Source organism: Sneathia sp. DSM 16631, assembly GCF_014892235.1.
In the GTDB taxonomy this organism is placed as follows: domain Bacteria; phylum Fusobacteriota; class Fusobacteriia; order Fusobacteriales; family Leptotrichiaceae; genus Sneathia; species Sneathia vaginalis.
This window is the reverse complement of the sequence record NZ_JADBHL010000001.1, coordinates 125529-141610: the sequence shown is the minus strand read 5'-3', so window position 1 is coordinate 141610 and position 16082 is coordinate 125529. Positions and strand designations below refer to the sequence as shown.

The window sequence follows — 16082 nt, the reverse complement described above, 5'->3', positions numbered from 1 at the left end:
CCTAGAATAAAGTTTGTTGTTCTGTAAGTGATAAGTTTGTTATTATATTATACTTTCTCAATGTTTCCATTACAGAATTATTGATTCCAGCTCTTTTCATTAAATCTTCTTGAGATGTAAATGCCTTTACTTGTCTAGCCTTTACTATATTAGTAGCAGCTATTTCTCCTAATTGGTCTATGCCTATAAAGGGGATTCTAATTTTCCCATCATTTATTATAAATGACCTTGCAGCAGATTTTTCTAAATCTACTGGCAATAACTCTATACCCCTGTAATGCATTTCTATTAAAATTTCAAGTAAGGCAAATTCTGCTTTATCATTTGCATTCTTATTCGCTATCATATCTAGTTCTTTTAAACGTTCTTTTAATTTTTCAACGGGTTTAAACATTTTACTCATGGTAAATGATGAAATTTTTCTATTTAAGTAAGCAGTATAAAATTCAAGTGGATAGTATACTTTAAAGTATGCAATTCTTATTGCCATCATAACATAGGCAACAGCATGTCCTTTAGGGAACATATACTTAATTTTTTCGCATGATTCAATATACCACTCTTTTGCACCAGATTTACGCATTTCTTTTTTGTATTCTTCCCATTGTTCTTTTAATTTTGATGGTTTACCACGTCTTACAAATTCCATAATCTTAAATGCTAAACTCTTATCCATACCTTGTAAGATTAAATAGTTCATAATGTCATCTCTTACGGTAATAACTTCACTAAGACTTGCAACATTTGCATTAATATAGTCTTTTGCGTTATTTAACCAAACATCTGTACCATGTGATAATCCTGATATACGTACTAATTCAGTAAATGTTGTAGGTTTTGTATCTTTTAGCATTTCCTTAACAAAGTTAGTTCCAAATTCAGGTATTCCATTTGTCCCTAATTCAGTACCAATCTGTTCAGGTGTTACACCTAGTGCATTTGTTGAGGTAAATAGGCTTAATACTTTGGGATCTGTTAGTGGTAATGTATATGGACTTATACCAGTTAAATCTTCTAATATTTTTAAGGTAGTTGGATCATCATGTCCTAATATATCTAATTTAACAAGTTGTGCATCCATAACGTGATAATCAAAATGCGTAGTTGTAGAATCTGATGTTAAATCATTTGCGGGTTTTTGTATTGGTGTAAAGTCAAATACAGACATATCATTAGGAATTACAACCATACCACCAGGGTGTTGTCCTGTTGTTTTTCTAGTACCTTCTATTAATTTAGCTAGTCTAACTATTTCAGCCATATTTTTACTTAATTCATTTTTTAGTAAGGTATCTCTAAAGTTATCTTGTATTGGTGTATTTTCAAAAGTACCAAATTTTTTTATAGATTCTTTCTTTAAAAAGTCTTTTAAAGTTTCTTCATAATATTTTTTAGCGTAACCTATTGCATTATTCTTTGCTGTTGTTGAAATTGTACCAGCTCTAAATACAAATTTTTTACCAAAAATTTCTTCAGTGTATTTATGAATTTCACTTTGATATTCACTAGAAAAATTAAGGTCTATATCTGGTACTTTTTCACCATTAAATCCCATAAATACTTCAAAAGGTATAGCGTGTCCATCACGTATATATTTTGTACCACATTTAGGACAATTCTTTTCTTGTAAGTCTACACCTGATGTTTCAAGATCATATATTTCAATATTTTTACATTCCTTATTAGGACATCTATAATGTGGTGACAAACCATTAACCTCAGTTATTCCCATCAAATATGCAACTATAGATGAACCAACAGATCCTCTTGAACCAACAAGGTATCCATTATCTACTGATTTTTTAACTAATTTTTGAGCTATTAAGTATAGAACGGCAAAACCGTTATTTATTATTGCATTTAATTCTTTTTCTATTCTTTTTTTAATTAACTCAGGTATATTTTCACCATATAGTTCATATGCTTTATCATAGGTTAATTTTTTAACCATTTCCCTGTCACCATCAATTTTAGGTGGATAAAATCCACTAGGTATAGGTTGTATTCTATCAATACTATCAGATATATCATTTGTGTTTTCTACAACTATTTCATAAGCAACATCTTCACCCATATATTTAAACTCTTCTAACATATCAGTCGTAGTTCTAAAATGTGCATTAGCGTTATACTTAGCTGCTTTAAAATCTGCATTTGCAATTTGTAATACTGATTTTGACTTATACTCATACTTATGCATATACATGGTATTTCCAACAGCAACAACTTTTTTACCTAGTTTTTTACCAAGTGTATAGAAGTAACGATTCATTTCTTGTATTTGTTCTTCGCTACTAACTTCCCCTTCTTTTATTTCTTTTTCATAGCAACTAACAGGTAATAGTTGGATATAGTCATAGTATTTTGCTTTTTGTTCTATATATTCCTTAGGAAGACCTCTAAAGTATAGTTCAACTAATTCACCAGATTCATTAAAACCATATGATGGTGATGGTGAAATTAAAAAGTCTTCTTTATTTTCCGTTAGAACACTCTTAGGTATTCTTGGTTTAGAATTACCAAAATAGTCTAGGAATGATTCACTAATTAGCTTGTATAGTGTTTTTAATCCTCTTTTATTCTTAACTAATATTGTAGTCTTTTTTACGGGTGCTATCTTATCATCTATATGTAGATTATTAACCTCTTTTAGAGTATTAGCCCCCATTTTTATTACAAGTTCCATTAAGCACTTAAAAATTTTAGCTGTAACCTCAGCGTCATTTATCGCTCTATGGTGATGTTCATTTACTACGCCAAATCTTTTACATAATGCATCAAGATTAAATTTCTTTTGATCTGGTATAGTCAATCTTGCCCACTGTATAGTATCAATATATTTAAATTTAACATCAATACCTAATTGTCTACTCTTTTCATACATAAATCCAACGTCAAATTTTGCATTTTGTGCAACTAGTGTAGCTTGACCTATGAACTCAAGAAATTCAGGTAGTATCTGATCTATAGTTTTAGCATTCTTAACATCTTCATTTGTTATACTTGTAAGTTGTGTTGTAAATTCTGATAAGGGTATTTCAGGGTTAATAAATACTGAATATGTATCTATTACATCAAAATTTTTAACCTTAACAGCCCCTATTTCTATTATCTTATCATTATATGGTGACAAACCAGTAGTTTCAATGTCAAATACTACATAAGTTTCATCTTTTATACTATTATCACTTGGATTTACAACTAATTGTTCAGCATCATCAACCATAAATGCGTCTACTCCAAATATGACCTTCATATTCTCACTACTATTATTGTATAGGAAGGGGAAAGCGTGTACAACACCAATATCTGCTACTGCATATGAGGTGTATCCGATATGTTCTAGCATACTAGATAATTTTTTTGGATTTATATTCGCATACATTTCACTCATATTAGTCTTAATATTAAGTTCTACTCTTTTTTTAGGTGCAGTATCAACAATTTCGTGGTTTGCAACACCTGTTTTAACTATACTTTTTGTATCTACATAATATTCTCTTGTATAGGCGTCATCTTTTTTGTAAGTCCCTTTTACAGTAACAATATCTCCTATTGAAATTCCAATATTGTCGTCTATATTATAGAATTTACGGCAAGATAATGAGGTGTTGTAGTCAGTGATATAGAAAGTTAGAATCTTCTTAAAAAGACCAGTTCTAGTTTTAATTTCTTTTTCGACAATATCAAATACTTCACCACTAGATTCAATAAATTTACCAACAGATAAGTCTACTATTAAAACTTTTTCAGGTTCAACTTTCTTTTTTTCAACTACTTCTTTTTCTTTTTCCCCTTGTTCTTTAAAAGTAATAGATACTTTTCTATCGGGATAAATCTTTTCAATTTTTTTTCTCAATTCAATGTCTATCGTATTATCTAAACATTCTTTGACTTGTAGTTTAGAAGGTAATTTAACTATGATACCACTAATGTCAGTAATTAGTTCATAGTTTAATAGAAGAGGCACTATACCAGGTTTTTCTAGTGTCATTTGTGCTATAGTATATTTAATTACGTCAAAATAGCTAGCAGTTTTATCAAACTCTATGTAATATACTGTTTTATAACTATTTTCATATTCTGATAAATAGTTAGTGATAAGTCTATTTAATCTGAAAAAGTCATCTATCTTACTAGCATTTATTACTTTAATTTTAACTAATAGTTCATTAATATGTGAGGGTATAACCTTAACGGCTACAATTTCTAGACTGTCTAGTCCAAAAGCCTTTTCTATTCCCTTATATGGTCTTATTATCTTTGTTCTTAACATTATTTCAACTTCTTATCTAATAATTCGAATATATATTCTCTATCTTCAGGATTATTTAAAAAATCTCTATTATCTACATTAATTACAATTAAATCAGATAGATTATAGTGTTTAAAGTATTCCCTATAATTCTTATCAAGATTTTCCCAATATTGTCTTGGAACTATTTGTTCATAGTCTCTTCCTCTTTTTTTAATTTTAGCAACAGCACAGTCAACTGAAGTTTCAAGATATATCATAAGTCTTGGTTTTTCTACGTGTTCTAGCATATTGTATAAAAGTTCTTCATATATATCAAATTCTTCCTGAGTCATAAATCCATCATGAACAAGCATTTTACTAAATATTACATCACCATAAATTGATCTATCTAAAACACAAGCATTCTTTTTACTTGCATCCTTTATCATCTTAAATCTTTTATTTAAAAAGAAAATTTGCGATGTGAAACTCCATCTATTCTTGTCATGATAAAATTTATCTAGTATAGGGTTATTGACTACAGGTTCTTCATAAAGATTTACTCCATAACGTTCTGCAATTAATCTACCTAATGTAGTCTTTCCAACACCTACAACACCTTCTATACATATAGTACCCTTCATTGTTTCCTCCTTAATTTTAATACTTTCAAAAAAATCTTTGTAATAACTCATATTTTCTCCTAAAAAAAAAGCCCAATATGGGCTATTATTATCTCTTTATACTTTGATTTGTTTTAGCACCAACAGATATTAGTTCTATTTTTGTTTCTAAATACCCTTCTATATATTCTATAAATCTTCTACAATTATATGGCAAATCATCATAATCAGTGATATTACTAATATCTTCATCCCAACCATCAAATTCTTTATATAGTATATTAATTTCCTTTGCTTCATCATAATTTATTGGGTATACTTGGTAAATTCTTTCATCTATTTCATAACCTATAGCTATTTTTATCTTTTTTAATCCTGTTAGTACATCTAATTTTGTCATATAAAGGCTAGTTATACCGTTTATCATGCAACCGTATTTTAATATTACTAAATCAAGCCAACCACAACGTCTTGCAGCACCAGTTGCAGAAACATATTCATTACCTCTATCACGTAAAAAATTAGAAACTTGTCCAACAATTTCTGTTGGTAAAATTCCCTTATTTACTCTTGTACTATATGGTTTGAAAACACCTATAATATTTTTTATCTTATTAGGTGCAACCCCTACTCCAACCATAACATCTGCTACAGTTGTAATATTTGATGAAATATCAGGATAAGTTCCAAAATTTACATCTAACATCATAGATTCTGATGCTTCAAAAAGTACTTTTTTACCTTCATTGATAGCTTTATTTATTTCACTTGTAGAATCAATTATTATATTTTTTAAATTCATTGCATAATCTTCATATTTTGAATTTATATATGAAAAATCTAAAACATCTTCGTTATAGCTTTTTAGAATTTCATTCTTTTCTTTAATATTATGCAGTAACTTATTAGAAAAAGTTTCAAGTGATAAAAGATCAGCCATTCTTATGCCAACTTTCATGAATTTATCTTCATTGCATAAGGCAACATTAGTCTTTTTATTACTCAAACTAGCTAATAAGTTGTGATAAGGCATTATTAGTTGTGCTCTACCATCGATATATAGGTTATGTATTGTTTTACCTTCTTTTTCAAGAAAAGCTATCTCATCAAACAAACTTTCTATATCTATGAACATACCTGGTGCTAATATGCATTTCCCTTTAGTATTTAATATTCCTAAAGGTAACATATCTAGTCTATATTTTTTATTATCTAAATATGCAGTGTGTCCTGCATTATTACCACCTTGATAACGTACAACATAATCAGAGTCTTTTGCTATTTCACTGATTATTTTACCTTTACCTTCATCACCCCATTGTAGTCCCATTACTACATAGGTATTAAATTTTTCTTCCATATTAAATGTCCTTAACTATAATTTTAACATTCATCTTATCTTTTTTAGAAATAGTATTAATTTGATTTCTTATTGCTGTAATTATATTACCATTTCTACCAATAATTTTACCCATACATGATTTTTGAACATCTACATATATATTAAGGTTTTTACCTTGTGTTTCTTCTTTAATTTCATATTTGTCTTTATCTTGTATTAGTTCATCTATCCAAAATGAAACAGTTTTTAGATATTTACTCATTATATTACACCTTGCCATTCTCTTTTATCTATTATATCAATCTTTATACCATAGACTCTATATATTTTTTCTAACATTTCATCAATATCATTTAAAAAATGTGAATTTGTCAGTATTTTTACTATTCCATCAACATTATCCATAGTTCTAACATTTCCTATGCCCTCATATGCTTCTGTTATCTTGTTAACTATATCAATATTTTCTCTACCTACTCTTAAAATGTATTCATATTCAGTCATAATGTAGCTCCTTAATTAAAGAAATAAAGTCATCTATACTAAGCTGTTCTGCTCGTATATTTTTATTTATTTTTGTTTCAAGTAAATCTTTATCAAAATATCCTTTTAAATTATTTACTAAGGTCTTTCTCTTATTAGAAAAAGCTAATTTCAAGAAATTGAAATATCTTTTACTATCAATTTTATCTTCATACTTATCACTTTTTCTAACAGAAAGCTTAATAAATGCAGAATCTACCTTAGGTTTTGGAGTAAAATATTCTTTATTAACCGTAAACAGGTATTCTGACTCACAAAAAAAGTTTACAGAATGTGTTAATATACTAACATCATCATTACTGCATATTCTTTGAGCGACTTCTTTTTGTACCATTAAGTATATTTCATCTATTTTATCTCTATTTTCAATTAATTTTTGCAAGATAGGTGAAGTAATATAGTACGGAATATTAGCAATAACCTTTAAATGATCACCACTTATTTTAGCTTTCATAAAGTCCTCATGACACAAGTTAAAATTAGTGTAGCTTGAGAACTTATTTGTTAAATATGGTATCAAATCATCATCAATTTCATATGACGTTACACTTTTTGAATTATCAATCAACATTCCAGTTAGAAATCCTCTACCTGGACCTATTTCCAATACTGAACTTGTATCTTTATCTAATGAAATTACAGATTCAATTTTTTCTAAAAGCTCTTTATCATCTAAAAAATTTTGACCATACTTTTTCTTAAATTTATGATTATTCTTTGTTTTCATGTATATCTAAAACACAAACATATGGTATGTTTCTATATTCTTGCTTATAGTCTAATCCATAACCAGATACAAATTCATCAGGTATATCAAAGCCTATATATTGAACATCAACATCTGCTTGTCTTCTTTCTTCTTTATTTAATAAGGTACAAAGTATAACCTTCTTGGGTTCACGTTTACCTATCATTTTTAATATTTTCTTTAAAGTTAATCCAGAGTCTATTATATCTTCAACTACAAGTACATTCTTACCTCTTACACTGTGTTCAAGGTCCTTTATTATCTTTATCTCTCTAGATGTAGTAAAATTATCTCCATAACTTGAAATTTCCATAAAGTCCATAGTTAATGGTAATTTAATTTCTCTTACTAAGTCTGACATAAATACAACAGAACCTTTTAAAATTCCAACCACTACAAAAGGAGCGTCATCATCCTTATAGTCATTAGTAATTTGTTCACCTAATTCTCTTACTCTAGTCGCTATTTGTTCCCTAGAAATTAGTGTTTTAACAATGTGTTCTTCCCAATTCTTAGCCATCTTTCTCCTCAATTCCAATTTATTTTTTTAATTATATCACAATTATACATTTTTGTCATTTGAATATATTCCAAAAAAAGAGCCTTTACTCATCATGCTTATGCACTAAGGAAGTACTCTCTTTAATGGTATATTAGCACAAAACACTAACGTGTGCAAGTATTTTTGCTAACTTTATTCTTTATCTAAATTTAAATATACAATAGCTAAAACTAATACAGTCGCAGATATCAATTGTATTACACTCAAGTAGTGTTTAAATACTAATGCTTCTACTACAACTGATGTTAGTGGATATGCTAATTCGCAAATAGTAGCATATGTAGCCTTTGTTGTTATCATTCCTTTATAGTATATTATTAACCCAATCAAACTATACACTGCAATTATTACTGTTAATATATAGATGTTTGAATTACTAAAGTACTGCTTGCATGAAGCAATAGTATTTAGTGGGAATAATAGAAGGATGAAAAATGTTATAATACTTGTAAATAGGAATCTATAAAATGTTGTGGTCAAAAAAGAATGTTTAGATACTATTTTTTTACCAAAAACTGTTGAACTACCAAACGATACTGCTGCTATGAATGAATAAATAGCTGCTTGTAAATTTTGTTTAGGTAAAGATAAAGGATTTTTAAGTCCAAATATCAATAAGTATAAAGCAACTAAAGTAATTACTAGTATAATATAGAACTTTTTCTTAGGTCTTTCCTTAAGCAGAATATATGCAAGTATAATTGCAAATATTGGTTGTGATTTTTGTATTAGTGTTACCATACTTAAACTAAAATTACTTAATTGTAATGCTTTAACTATAGCTAAAGTCCCTATACATCCTCCAAATAAGGAAATTAGTCCATAATATATGAAGTCATTCTTTTTAAAAGTTTTTAAATATTTGTATTGTCTCCAAAATAGAATTGATAGAATTATAGTCGGTACAAAATGTGACATAAATACAATAAATCTAACATCAAAAAAACCATACATAAAGTATCTAGGTGTTAAAAGTACACCATCTATCCCCCACATAGTAGCTCCTATTGTAATTAAAAGCCAACCGTAGTTCACATTACCACCTCTTTCATTAAAATATATTTTTATGATATAATAAACCATATTAAAAAACAAGGAGGAAAAATGAAATTATTTTTATTAACATTAATATCTAGCCTTATTACAGCCATTTTTGTCATTATTCTTTTAATTATACTTAGTATATTAATATTTAAAATGTCACATAATGACAAAAAAGAAGATAAGTGTAAACCTAAAAAGGCAAAAACCATATTAATTACTTTAGAAGATTTTAAATATGATACAGAAAAAAATCCATTAAAACAAAGTTCTAGTTTTGATGTACTTTATGCAAAATTAAATGATATATTGGATAATAAGAAAATAGAGAAAATAATTCTTGATATTGATAAAATGAAACTTTCTATGGTTCAAGTTGAAGAACTTTACCCCCTATTTAAAAAATTAAATAAGGAAAAAGAAGTAATTGCTATATCAACAATGTATACAAATAATAGCTATTATACAGCTCTATTAGCAAATAAGATATATCTAGAAAACACAATTAATTCTACCCTATTATTACAAGGATATTATAGAAAGATAAGTTACTTAAAAGGACTATTAGATAAAGTAGGAATAGATGTAAAAGCTATACATATAGGTGATTACAAGGCTATGGGTGAAAATTATACAAGAAAATCTATGAGTCCTAATTTAAAAGAAAATTTAACAAAAATTTTTGATGAGAGATTAAATAACTTCATATCTTTTGTAAAAGAAAGAAGAGGTATAGATATATCAAATGAACTATTAGAAGGTGAATATTTCTTTAATTACTCTGAAAAATTAATAGATGGTAGAATGAATAAAAATAAGCTTCTAAATGATGACTATCTAATAGATATTACAAATTACAATTTTAAAGAAAAGAAAAATAAATCAAAAAATGTAATAGGACTAATTAGTCTTGAAGGTCAAATTTCTAAAAAAGGTTTATCTTTAGAAGAAGTAGAATACAAGATTGATAAGATAAATGAAATAGATAATTTAAAAGGCTTAGTAATAGAAATTGATTCTCCAGGTGGTTCTGCTTATGAATCAAGTTTGATATATAGCTATATAAAAGAAAATGTACAAGTACCTATATTTGTTTCAATGAAAGATGTATGTGCATCTGGTGGATACTTTATTGCATCAACTGCTAAAAAAATGTTTGCAAATAGTAGTACAATAACAGGATCTATAGGTGTTGTTAGTATATATCCAACATATTCAAAATTAGCTAAAAAATTAGATATTAATTATTCAGGTTTAGAAAAAGGTAAGACACTAGAATATGGTAATCTTTATGAACATTTATCATTTGATACTATAGATAGAATATATGATCATATGAATGGTGTATATAGAGAATTTAAAAATGTTGTAATTAAGGCAAGACATATGTCTGATAGAAGATTAGAAAATATTTCTGGAGGACGTGTATTTATTGCAAAAGATGCAAGATACAACGGACTTGTTGATGGTATAAAAAATATAGGTGAAGTTATAGAAGAAATGAAAAAATACTTAAATCTTCCTGATTATAGACTAGTTAAAATTAATAAGAAATTTAATGTTAAAACATATATCAAATCTAGTATTCCACTTTTAAAATATGATGAGTATTTAAATAAGCCTTTACTACTATTTGATGAAGCTATATATTAAAATAGGGGTCGCCCCCTATTTTTTCTTAGATAATTTTTTTAGTATCTCTTTCATTAATTTACCACTATCTCTAACTTCATTAATTTCTTCATCTGTAATGTAGTCTTCAATTTTTAACTTTACATAGCCTAGTGCTTCAAGTGCTAGCTTAATTTCATTTTTAACAATATGAAGTTTAAATGTATTAGTTTCACTAGCCTCAATATCATCTAGCTTATCTTTTAGTTCTATTATTAATTTTTGAGCCTTTTTAACTCCTAATCCATTAACTTTTGACAGCATCTTATAGTCATCACTAAGAACCATACTCGAAATTTCACCTGGAGTATATACAGATAAAATTGCAAGTGCAATCTTAGGTCCTATACCACTAACAGATATTACTTTTTTAAATATACTACGTTCTGTTATAGTCTTAAAACCATATAATCTCATGTCATCTTCTTTTACATGTAGATATGTGTATAATTTTTCAAATGAGTTAATTTCATTTAAATTTTCATATGTCTTAAAAGGTATGTATAATATATATCCTACTCCATTAACATCGATGCAAGCATAGTCAAGTGCCTTTGTTACTAAATTACCACTTATGTAATCGTACATCTAAATCAGTCCTTTTTAATATTATTTTTGCTTTGTTATAGAAACTATCTGCATCTGATGATGTGTACAATACAAGTCCACCTTTATCTTCTTTTACTTGTAATTTTTCAACAGCTTTTTTTGCTGGATCAATTAGTTTAGCATTAGGGAATACTTCTAATATTACATCCTTTAAAAGTGGAAAATGTGTACAACCTAATATCATATAGTTAATATTAATACCTTTTAAATTTTCTTCTAAAACTTTTTTCGCACCAATTTTGTCCATATTTTCAGCACATTTTACAAGTTCTGGTAGTGCAACCTTATTTTTTATTCTATCTTTTAAAAGTGCGTCATAGGCATTTGAGTTTATAGTAGCTTGTGTTGCAATGAGTGTTATATCCTTTATATTATTTTGAATTATATACTCAGATATAGGTTTAATTACACCTATTATAGGGATGCTATATTCTTTTTCTAGTGTAGGTAACATTGTTGCACTAGCTGTATTACATGCTATTATTACTTCTGTAACATTATTTTCCAAAAAGAAATCAAATATTTGTCTACCATAGCCTATAAGTTCTTCTGTAGACTTTGTACCATATGGAAAGTTTAGTGTATCTGCAAAATATACTATTCTTTCATCATTATACTTTTCTAGTACATATTTTAATACACTCAAGCCACCAAGACCTGAATCAAATATTCCTATTGCCATTATATCTTAAACAACTCCTTTATTTTCTTAGCAACTGCACTGTCTTTATTGTATCCAGCTTCTTCTATATCTGTTAGGAATTTTTTTAATTCTTCACTAGCATTAGACATAACATAGCCTTTTTTTACTTCTCTTAACATTTCAACATCATTAAAACCGTCACCAAATGCAACTGCTTCATCTAAGTTAAATCCTTTAAGTTCTGCTATTTTCTTTAAAGCGATACCTTTATTTGCATTTTTGCTAAAAACTTCATAACAAAATGGTAATGTAAATGCTGAATTAAATCTATCTCCAAATTTTTCTTGTAAATGTTTTTGTAGATTAACTAATTCATCATGATTACCGAAGAAGAAAAATTTTGATACACCTTCTGTATTTATATCATTTTTACCAGAATATATGTACTTCCAACTTTCTTCAACCCATTCATTTAATCTATGACCCTTATCAATTTTATCATGTAAAAGCCATTTTTCTTCACATATTGTATTTAATATTATATCTTTTCCAAATTGCTTATAGTCTAAATTTAATATATACTCACACACATTGCTATCAAGATTATATCTAAATAGTTCTTTATTATCGCTATCAAATAGTGTTGCACCATTTGATGTTATCATAGGAAGATCAAGTCCCAAATCCAATTTAACACGATACGCATCATAATACGATCTACCAGTTGCTAATATTATATTAACACCTCTATTGTATAGTTGTACCAATGTTTCTTTTGTGAAATCATCTACTTTATGATTAGTGTTTAAAAGTGTTCCATCTAAATCTGTAATTATTGTTTTGTACATTTAACCTCCTATTAATTCATTCAAAAAAATATATATACAATGCTTAATTGACACATTATTTTTCAAACTATTTTTTAAATTTGTAAGATATATTAACTTATTTATTTGTATATTTTGACTAGCAACTATTAGTATACGATTTAAAAATTCTTTTGCATAAGCCCTATCTAGTGTAATATCACAAATATCTTGTATTACATCTAGTTTATTAATAGCATTTTCAAATTTCAAATTAAAAACAATATATCTAATTGCTAATTCATACTTTATTTTACTAACAAGATTAGTCTTGTCATCAAAATATTCTTTAATATTTAAATTTACCTCATTATTATCACTTATGTTGTATATAGATATATCCTTTATATCAGATGATAAAAACTCTTTTATATATCCTTCATTTCCATCAAACAATTGATATATATCCTCGCTACATTCAAACCTTTTTGGTCTTATATACATATTAATAGAACGAGAAACAATAGTTTTAGGTAAGTATTCTACTTTCTTTATTAAAAGCAAGAAATATGTATCCTTAGGTGGTTCTTCTATTATTTTTAATAAGGCATTTATAGCTTCATTTCTAATATTTTCTAAATTAAGTATAAAGACCTTGATACCAGAATAAGAACTCTTACTTGCATTTGAAATTATATCCCTTACATTATCAATTTTAATATTTTCATAGTACACTATATCTTCACTAAATATATTTAAATTTAGGTCTTTGAAAATTTTCTTTGAAAAATCAAGGGCATAATCTTTTAAATTAATTCTTTCATCAGAGTGTAATAAATATGTGCTAGAAATCATATATTAATTTTCCTTTACTTGCAATGTTTTGATTAGTTTTTGATTATCAAACGCATAACCTCCACCTAATACTACAGCATCAAGTGGTGATTTTGAAACAAATACTTTAACTCTAACCTCACTTGCAATTAAATCAGCAAATCCCTTTATTAATGCTCCTCCACCTGTCATTACTATACCATTTTCTAATAAATCGGCTGCTAATTCTGGTGGGCATTTTTCAAGAACTTCTTTTGCTGTATTAACTATTGCATAAAGTGAATTTTTCATAGCTTCATAGATTTCATTTTCACTAATTTCTAGACTTTCAGGAGTACCTAAGTCAATATTTAAACCTTTAACAGGCATCTTCTTAGGGTTTTCTTTAGGTAGTGCTGTTGCTAAATTCTTTTTAATATTTTCAGCTGCTCTTTCTCCAATTTGTAAGCTATACTTATTCTTTATATATCTAACTATGTCATTATCAAAAGTATTACCAGCAATCCTAATTGATCTTGATGCTATTACTTCATTTAATGATAAAATAGCAATATCAGTTGATCCACCACCTATGTCGACAACCATGTGACCAGAAGGTCTAGATATATCTATTCCAGAACCTATAATAGCTGCTCTACCTTCTTCTATAATATATATCTTCTTAGCTCCTATTACAGAATCAAATAGTGCTTTTCTTTCAACTGATGTAACTTCTAATGGTACACATATCATTACTTCTGGTTTAAATATGGCATGTCCATATATTTTAGTTATGAAATAGTTTAACATTTCTTTTGTAACATCAAGATCTGCTATTACACCATCTTTTAATGGTTTAATTGCAAGTATACTGTCTGGAGTTTTTCCCAACATTTCTCTTGCATCATGACCAACAGCTATAACTTTACGAGTTTTTTTATCTAGTGCAACTACTGATGGTTCATTTAAAACTATTTTCTCTCTTTGTCTATCATAGATTAATACATTAGCAGTTCCAAGATCTATTGATATACTTTTTTTAATTCTTAGCATTCTAAAAAATTTTCTTATACTCATTATTTGTCGCTAATATTTATTCCAAGCTTAGCTAACTCCTCTCTTATTTTATCAGATAGATTATATATTTTTTGATTTCTTAACTCATTACGAACATCTTTTAATAGAGTTATTAAATTATCAACTATATCATTATCGTCTTTTTTCTTTATTGGTAAGTTAATACCTAAGATATCCAACATTTCAACTAGTGCATTATATGCTTCTTCGACATTTACATCATCATTTAAAAGTTTATTTACACTCTTTGTGAAAATTGAAATGTATGATAATGCTTTAGGAGTATTTAAATCATCTTCTAATGAGCTAATAAAGTTAGATTTAAATTCTTTAATTAAATTATCTAGAACCTCAGGTTTAACTCCCTTGTTATGTGATTTAAATTTTTCCATTGTAGTTGTAAGCCTATCTAGTGTTTTTTTAGATATATCAAGGTCACTATATGAAAAGTTTAGATTTTTTCTATAATGACAAGTTAGTATGAAGTGTCTTATTACATAGCCTTCATATTTTTCTAATACATCTTTTAAAAGCATGAAATTACCTAAAGACTTACTCATTTTTTCTGAATTTATTGTAATATAGCTATTATGCATCCAATAATTAACAAATTCAGCACCACCTGTAATACCACATATACTTTGTGCTCTTTCATTTTCATGATGAGGGAATATTAAATCTTGTCCACCAGCATGTATATCAATTCTATCACCTAAATATTTATGAATTAAAGCACTACATTCAATGTGCCAACCTGGTCTACCTTCTCCAAAGCTTGATTCGAAATATGGTTCATTCTCCTTTTTACCTTTCCATAAAACAAAGTCAAAAGGATTCTTCTTATTTTCATCAACTTCTATTCTAACACCTTGATTTAATTCGTCAAGTTTTTGTTTAGATAATTTACCATAATCTTTGAATTTATCAATAGAAAATACAATATCATTATCTTTTTTGTATGCATAACCTTTATCTATTAACTTTTGTATTAAATTTTTAATTTCATCTAAATTTTCTGTTACAGTTGGTCTTATTATCCCTGGATAAAGATTTAGTTTACTTGTATCTTCCATAAAGGCATTTATATATTTTTTTGTTATTTCTTGACAAGAACTCTTTTCTTCATTAGCTTTTTTAATTATCTTATCATCAATATCTGTAAAATTTTGTACATAAGTTACCTTATATCCCTTATATGTCAAAAGTCTAGCTAATACATCGAATACGATTATAGGGCGAGTATTACCTATATGAATATAGTTATATACTGTTGGACCACAAACATACATTTTTACTTCATTTTCTTTTAATGGTATAAATTCTTGTATAGAATTTGTAAGAGTATTGTATATTTTCATATATTTTCC

The 16082-nt window shown here is 27.3% G+C and carries 15 protein-coding genes; 1 reads left to right on the top strand and 14 read right to left on the bottom strand.

All coding sequences use genetic code 11. The features are described 5' to 3' along the window. Position 1 precedes the first annotated feature (1 nt). From IMK15_RS00675 to IMK15_RS00640, 8 genes are all read right to left on the bottom strand, one after another. Positions 2–4276 carry a PolC-type DNA polymerase III gene (locus IMK15_RS00675; RefSeq protein ID WP_192941514.1) on the bottom strand — a complete coding sequence of 1425 codons (4275 nt, stop codon included), beginning with the start codon at positions 4274–4276 and terminating at the stop codon, positions 2–4. Next, entirely contained in the window at positions 4276–4881 is a 606-nt protein-coding gene (locus IMK15_RS00670; protein WP_226869144.1) for a deoxynucleoside kinase, read from the bottom strand. Before IMK15_RS00670 ends, IMK15_RS00675 begins: the two co-directional genes overlap by 1 nt. 88 nt (positions 4882–4969) lie before the next feature. Continuing rightward, the gene (locus IMK15_RS00665; protein ID WP_192941512.1) at positions 4970–6220 is read right to left on the bottom strand and encodes an adenylosuccinate synthase; all 1251 of its coding nucleotides are present in this window, start codon (positions 6218–6220) and stop codon (positions 4970–4972) included. Between the two features lies 1 nt (position 6221). After that, a complete protein-coding gene (locus tag IMK15_RS00660) occupies positions 6222–6464 on the bottom strand; it encodes a KH domain-containing protein (RefSeq protein WP_046328687.1) in 243 nt (80 codons plus the stop codon). Next, positions 6464–6706, bottom strand: a complete 243-nt coding sequence (locus IMK15_RS00655) for a DUF4911 domain-containing protein (protein ID WP_046328688.1) — start codon at positions 6704–6706, stop codon at positions 6464–6466. Before IMK15_RS00655 ends, IMK15_RS00660 begins: the two co-directional genes overlap by 1 nt. Next, a complete protein-coding gene (gene rsmA, locus IMK15_RS00650; protein ID WP_192941511.1) occupies positions 6699–7472 on the bottom strand; it encodes a 16S rRNA (adenine(1518)-N(6)/adenine(1519)-N(6))-dimethyltransferase RsmA in 774 nt (257 codons plus the stop codon). The genes IMK15_RS00655 and rsmA overlap by 8 nt, the downstream gene beginning before the upstream one ends. Further along, entirely contained in the window at positions 7456–8013 is a 558-nt protein-coding gene (hpt, locus tag IMK15_RS00645) for a hypoxanthine phosphoribosyltransferase (protein ID WP_046328690.1), read from the bottom strand. The genes rsmA and hpt overlap by 17 nt, the downstream gene beginning before the upstream one ends. Before the next feature lie 174 nt (positions 8014–8187). Further along, positions 8188–9090, bottom strand: coding sequence for a DMT family transporter (locus IMK15_RS00640; protein ID WP_285162357.1), 903 nt, complete (start codon positions 9088–9090; stop codon positions 8188–8190). A gap of 69 nt (positions 9091–9159) precedes the next feature. Here IMK15_RS00640 and IMK15_RS00635 point away from each other — a divergent pair, with 69 nt between their 5' ends. After that, positions 9160–10749 carry a S49 family peptidase gene (locus IMK15_RS00635; protein ID WP_192941509.1) on the top strand — a complete coding sequence of 530 codons (1590 nt, stop codon included), beginning with the start codon at positions 9160–9162 and terminating at the stop codon, positions 10747–10749. Positions 10750–10764: 15 nt separating this feature from the next. Here the strand turns inward: IMK15_RS00635 and ruvA are convergent, their stop codons facing one another. Genes ruvA through cysS form a run of 6 tightly spaced genes read right to left on the bottom strand, consistent with a single transcriptional unit; the run spans position 10765 to position 16073 of the window. Then, complete coding sequence (ruvA, locus tag IMK15_RS00630; protein WP_046328693.1) at positions 10765–11355, bottom strand: Holliday junction branch migration protein RuvA; 591 nt, start codon at positions 11353–11355, stop codon at positions 10765–10767. Next, positions 11333–12058: a glutamate racemase gene (murI, locus tag IMK15_RS00625; RefSeq protein WP_192941508.1), complete on the bottom strand. Its 726-nt coding sequence runs from the start codon at positions 12056–12058 to the stop codon at positions 11333–11335. The genes ruvA and murI overlap by 23 nt, the downstream gene beginning before the upstream one ends. Continuing rightward, positions 12058–12867: a Cof-type HAD-IIB family hydrolase gene (locus IMK15_RS00620; RefSeq protein WP_192941507.1), complete on the bottom strand. Its 810-nt coding sequence runs from the start codon at positions 12865–12867 to the stop codon at positions 12058–12060. The genes murI and IMK15_RS00620 overlap by 1 nt, the downstream gene beginning before the upstream one ends. After that, complete coding sequence (locus IMK15_RS00615; RefSeq protein ID WP_192941506.1) at positions 12868–13680, bottom strand: hypothetical protein; 813 nt, start codon at positions 13678–13680, stop codon at positions 12868–12870. Positions 13681–13683: 3 nt separating this feature from the next. Then, positions 13684–14715 (bottom strand): rod shape-determining protein, encoded by a 1032-nt coding sequence (locus IMK15_RS00610; protein WP_192941505.1) that lies wholly within the window; start codon positions 14713–14715, stop codon positions 13684–13686. Further along, positions 14715–16073, bottom strand: a complete 1359-nt coding sequence (gene cysS / locus IMK15_RS00605) for a cysteine--tRNA ligase (protein ID WP_192941504.1) — start codon at positions 16071–16073, stop codon at positions 14715–14717. Before cysS ends, IMK15_RS00610 begins: the two co-directional genes overlap by 1 nt. Positions 16074–16082 lie beyond the last annotated feature (9 nt).

What these genes read in the sequence shown, in the direction of transcription:
- IMK15_RS00610 (WP_192941505.1), bottom strand. Translation starts at nt 14,715, where the DNA reads ATGAGTATAAGAAAATTTTTTAGAATGCTAAGAATTAAAAAAAGTATA.
- ruvA (WP_046328693.1), bottom strand. Translation starts at nt 11,355, where the DNA reads ATGTACGATTACATAAGTGGTAATTTAGTAACAAAGGCACTTGACTAT.
- IMK15_RS00670 (WP_226869144.1), bottom strand. Translation starts at nt 4,881, where the DNA reads ATGAAGGGTACTATATGTATAGAAGGTGTTGTAGGTGTTGGAAAGACT.
- IMK15_RS00615 (WP_192941506.1), bottom strand. Translation starts at nt 13,680, where the DNA reads ATGATTTCTAGCACATATTTATTACACTCTGATGAAAGAATTAATTTA.
- IMK15_RS00655 (WP_046328688.1), bottom strand. Translation starts at nt 6,706, where the DNA reads ATGACTGAATATGAATACATTTTAAGAGTAGGTAGAGAAAATATTGAT.
- IMK15_RS00665 (WP_192941512.1), bottom strand. Translation starts at nt 6,220, where the DNA reads ATGGAAGAAAAATTTAATACCTATGTAGTAATGGGACTACAATGGGGT.
- IMK15_RS00675 (WP_192941514.1), bottom strand. Translation starts at nt 4,276, where the DNA reads ATGTTAAGAACAAAGATAATAAGACCATATAAGGGAATAGAAAAGGCT.
- murI (WP_192941508.1), bottom strand. Translation starts at nt 12,058, where the DNA reads ATGGCAATAGGAATATTTGATTCAGGTCTTGGTGGCTTGAGTGTATTA.
- cysS (WP_192941504.1), bottom strand. Translation starts at nt 16,073, where the DNA reads ATGAAAATATACAATACTCTTACAAATTCTATACAAGAATTTATACCA.
- IMK15_RS00635 (WP_192941509.1), top strand. Translation starts at nt 9,160, where the DNA reads ATGAAATTATTTTTATTAACATTAATATCTAGCCTTATTACAGCCATT.
- IMK15_RS00620 (WP_192941507.1), bottom strand. Translation starts at nt 12,867, where the DNA reads ATGTACAAAACAATAATTACAGATTTAGATGGAACACTTTTAAACACT.
- IMK15_RS00660 (WP_046328687.1), bottom strand. Translation starts at nt 6,464, where the DNA reads ATGAGTAAATATCTAAAAACTGTTTCATTTTGGATAGATGAACTAATA.
- hpt (WP_046328690.1), bottom strand. Translation starts at nt 8,013, where the DNA reads ATGGCTAAGAATTGGGAAGAACACATTGTTAAAACACTAATTTCTAGG.
- rsmA (WP_192941511.1), bottom strand. Translation starts at nt 7,472, where the DNA reads ATGAAAACAAAGAATAATCATAAATTTAAGAAAAAGTATGGTCAAAAT.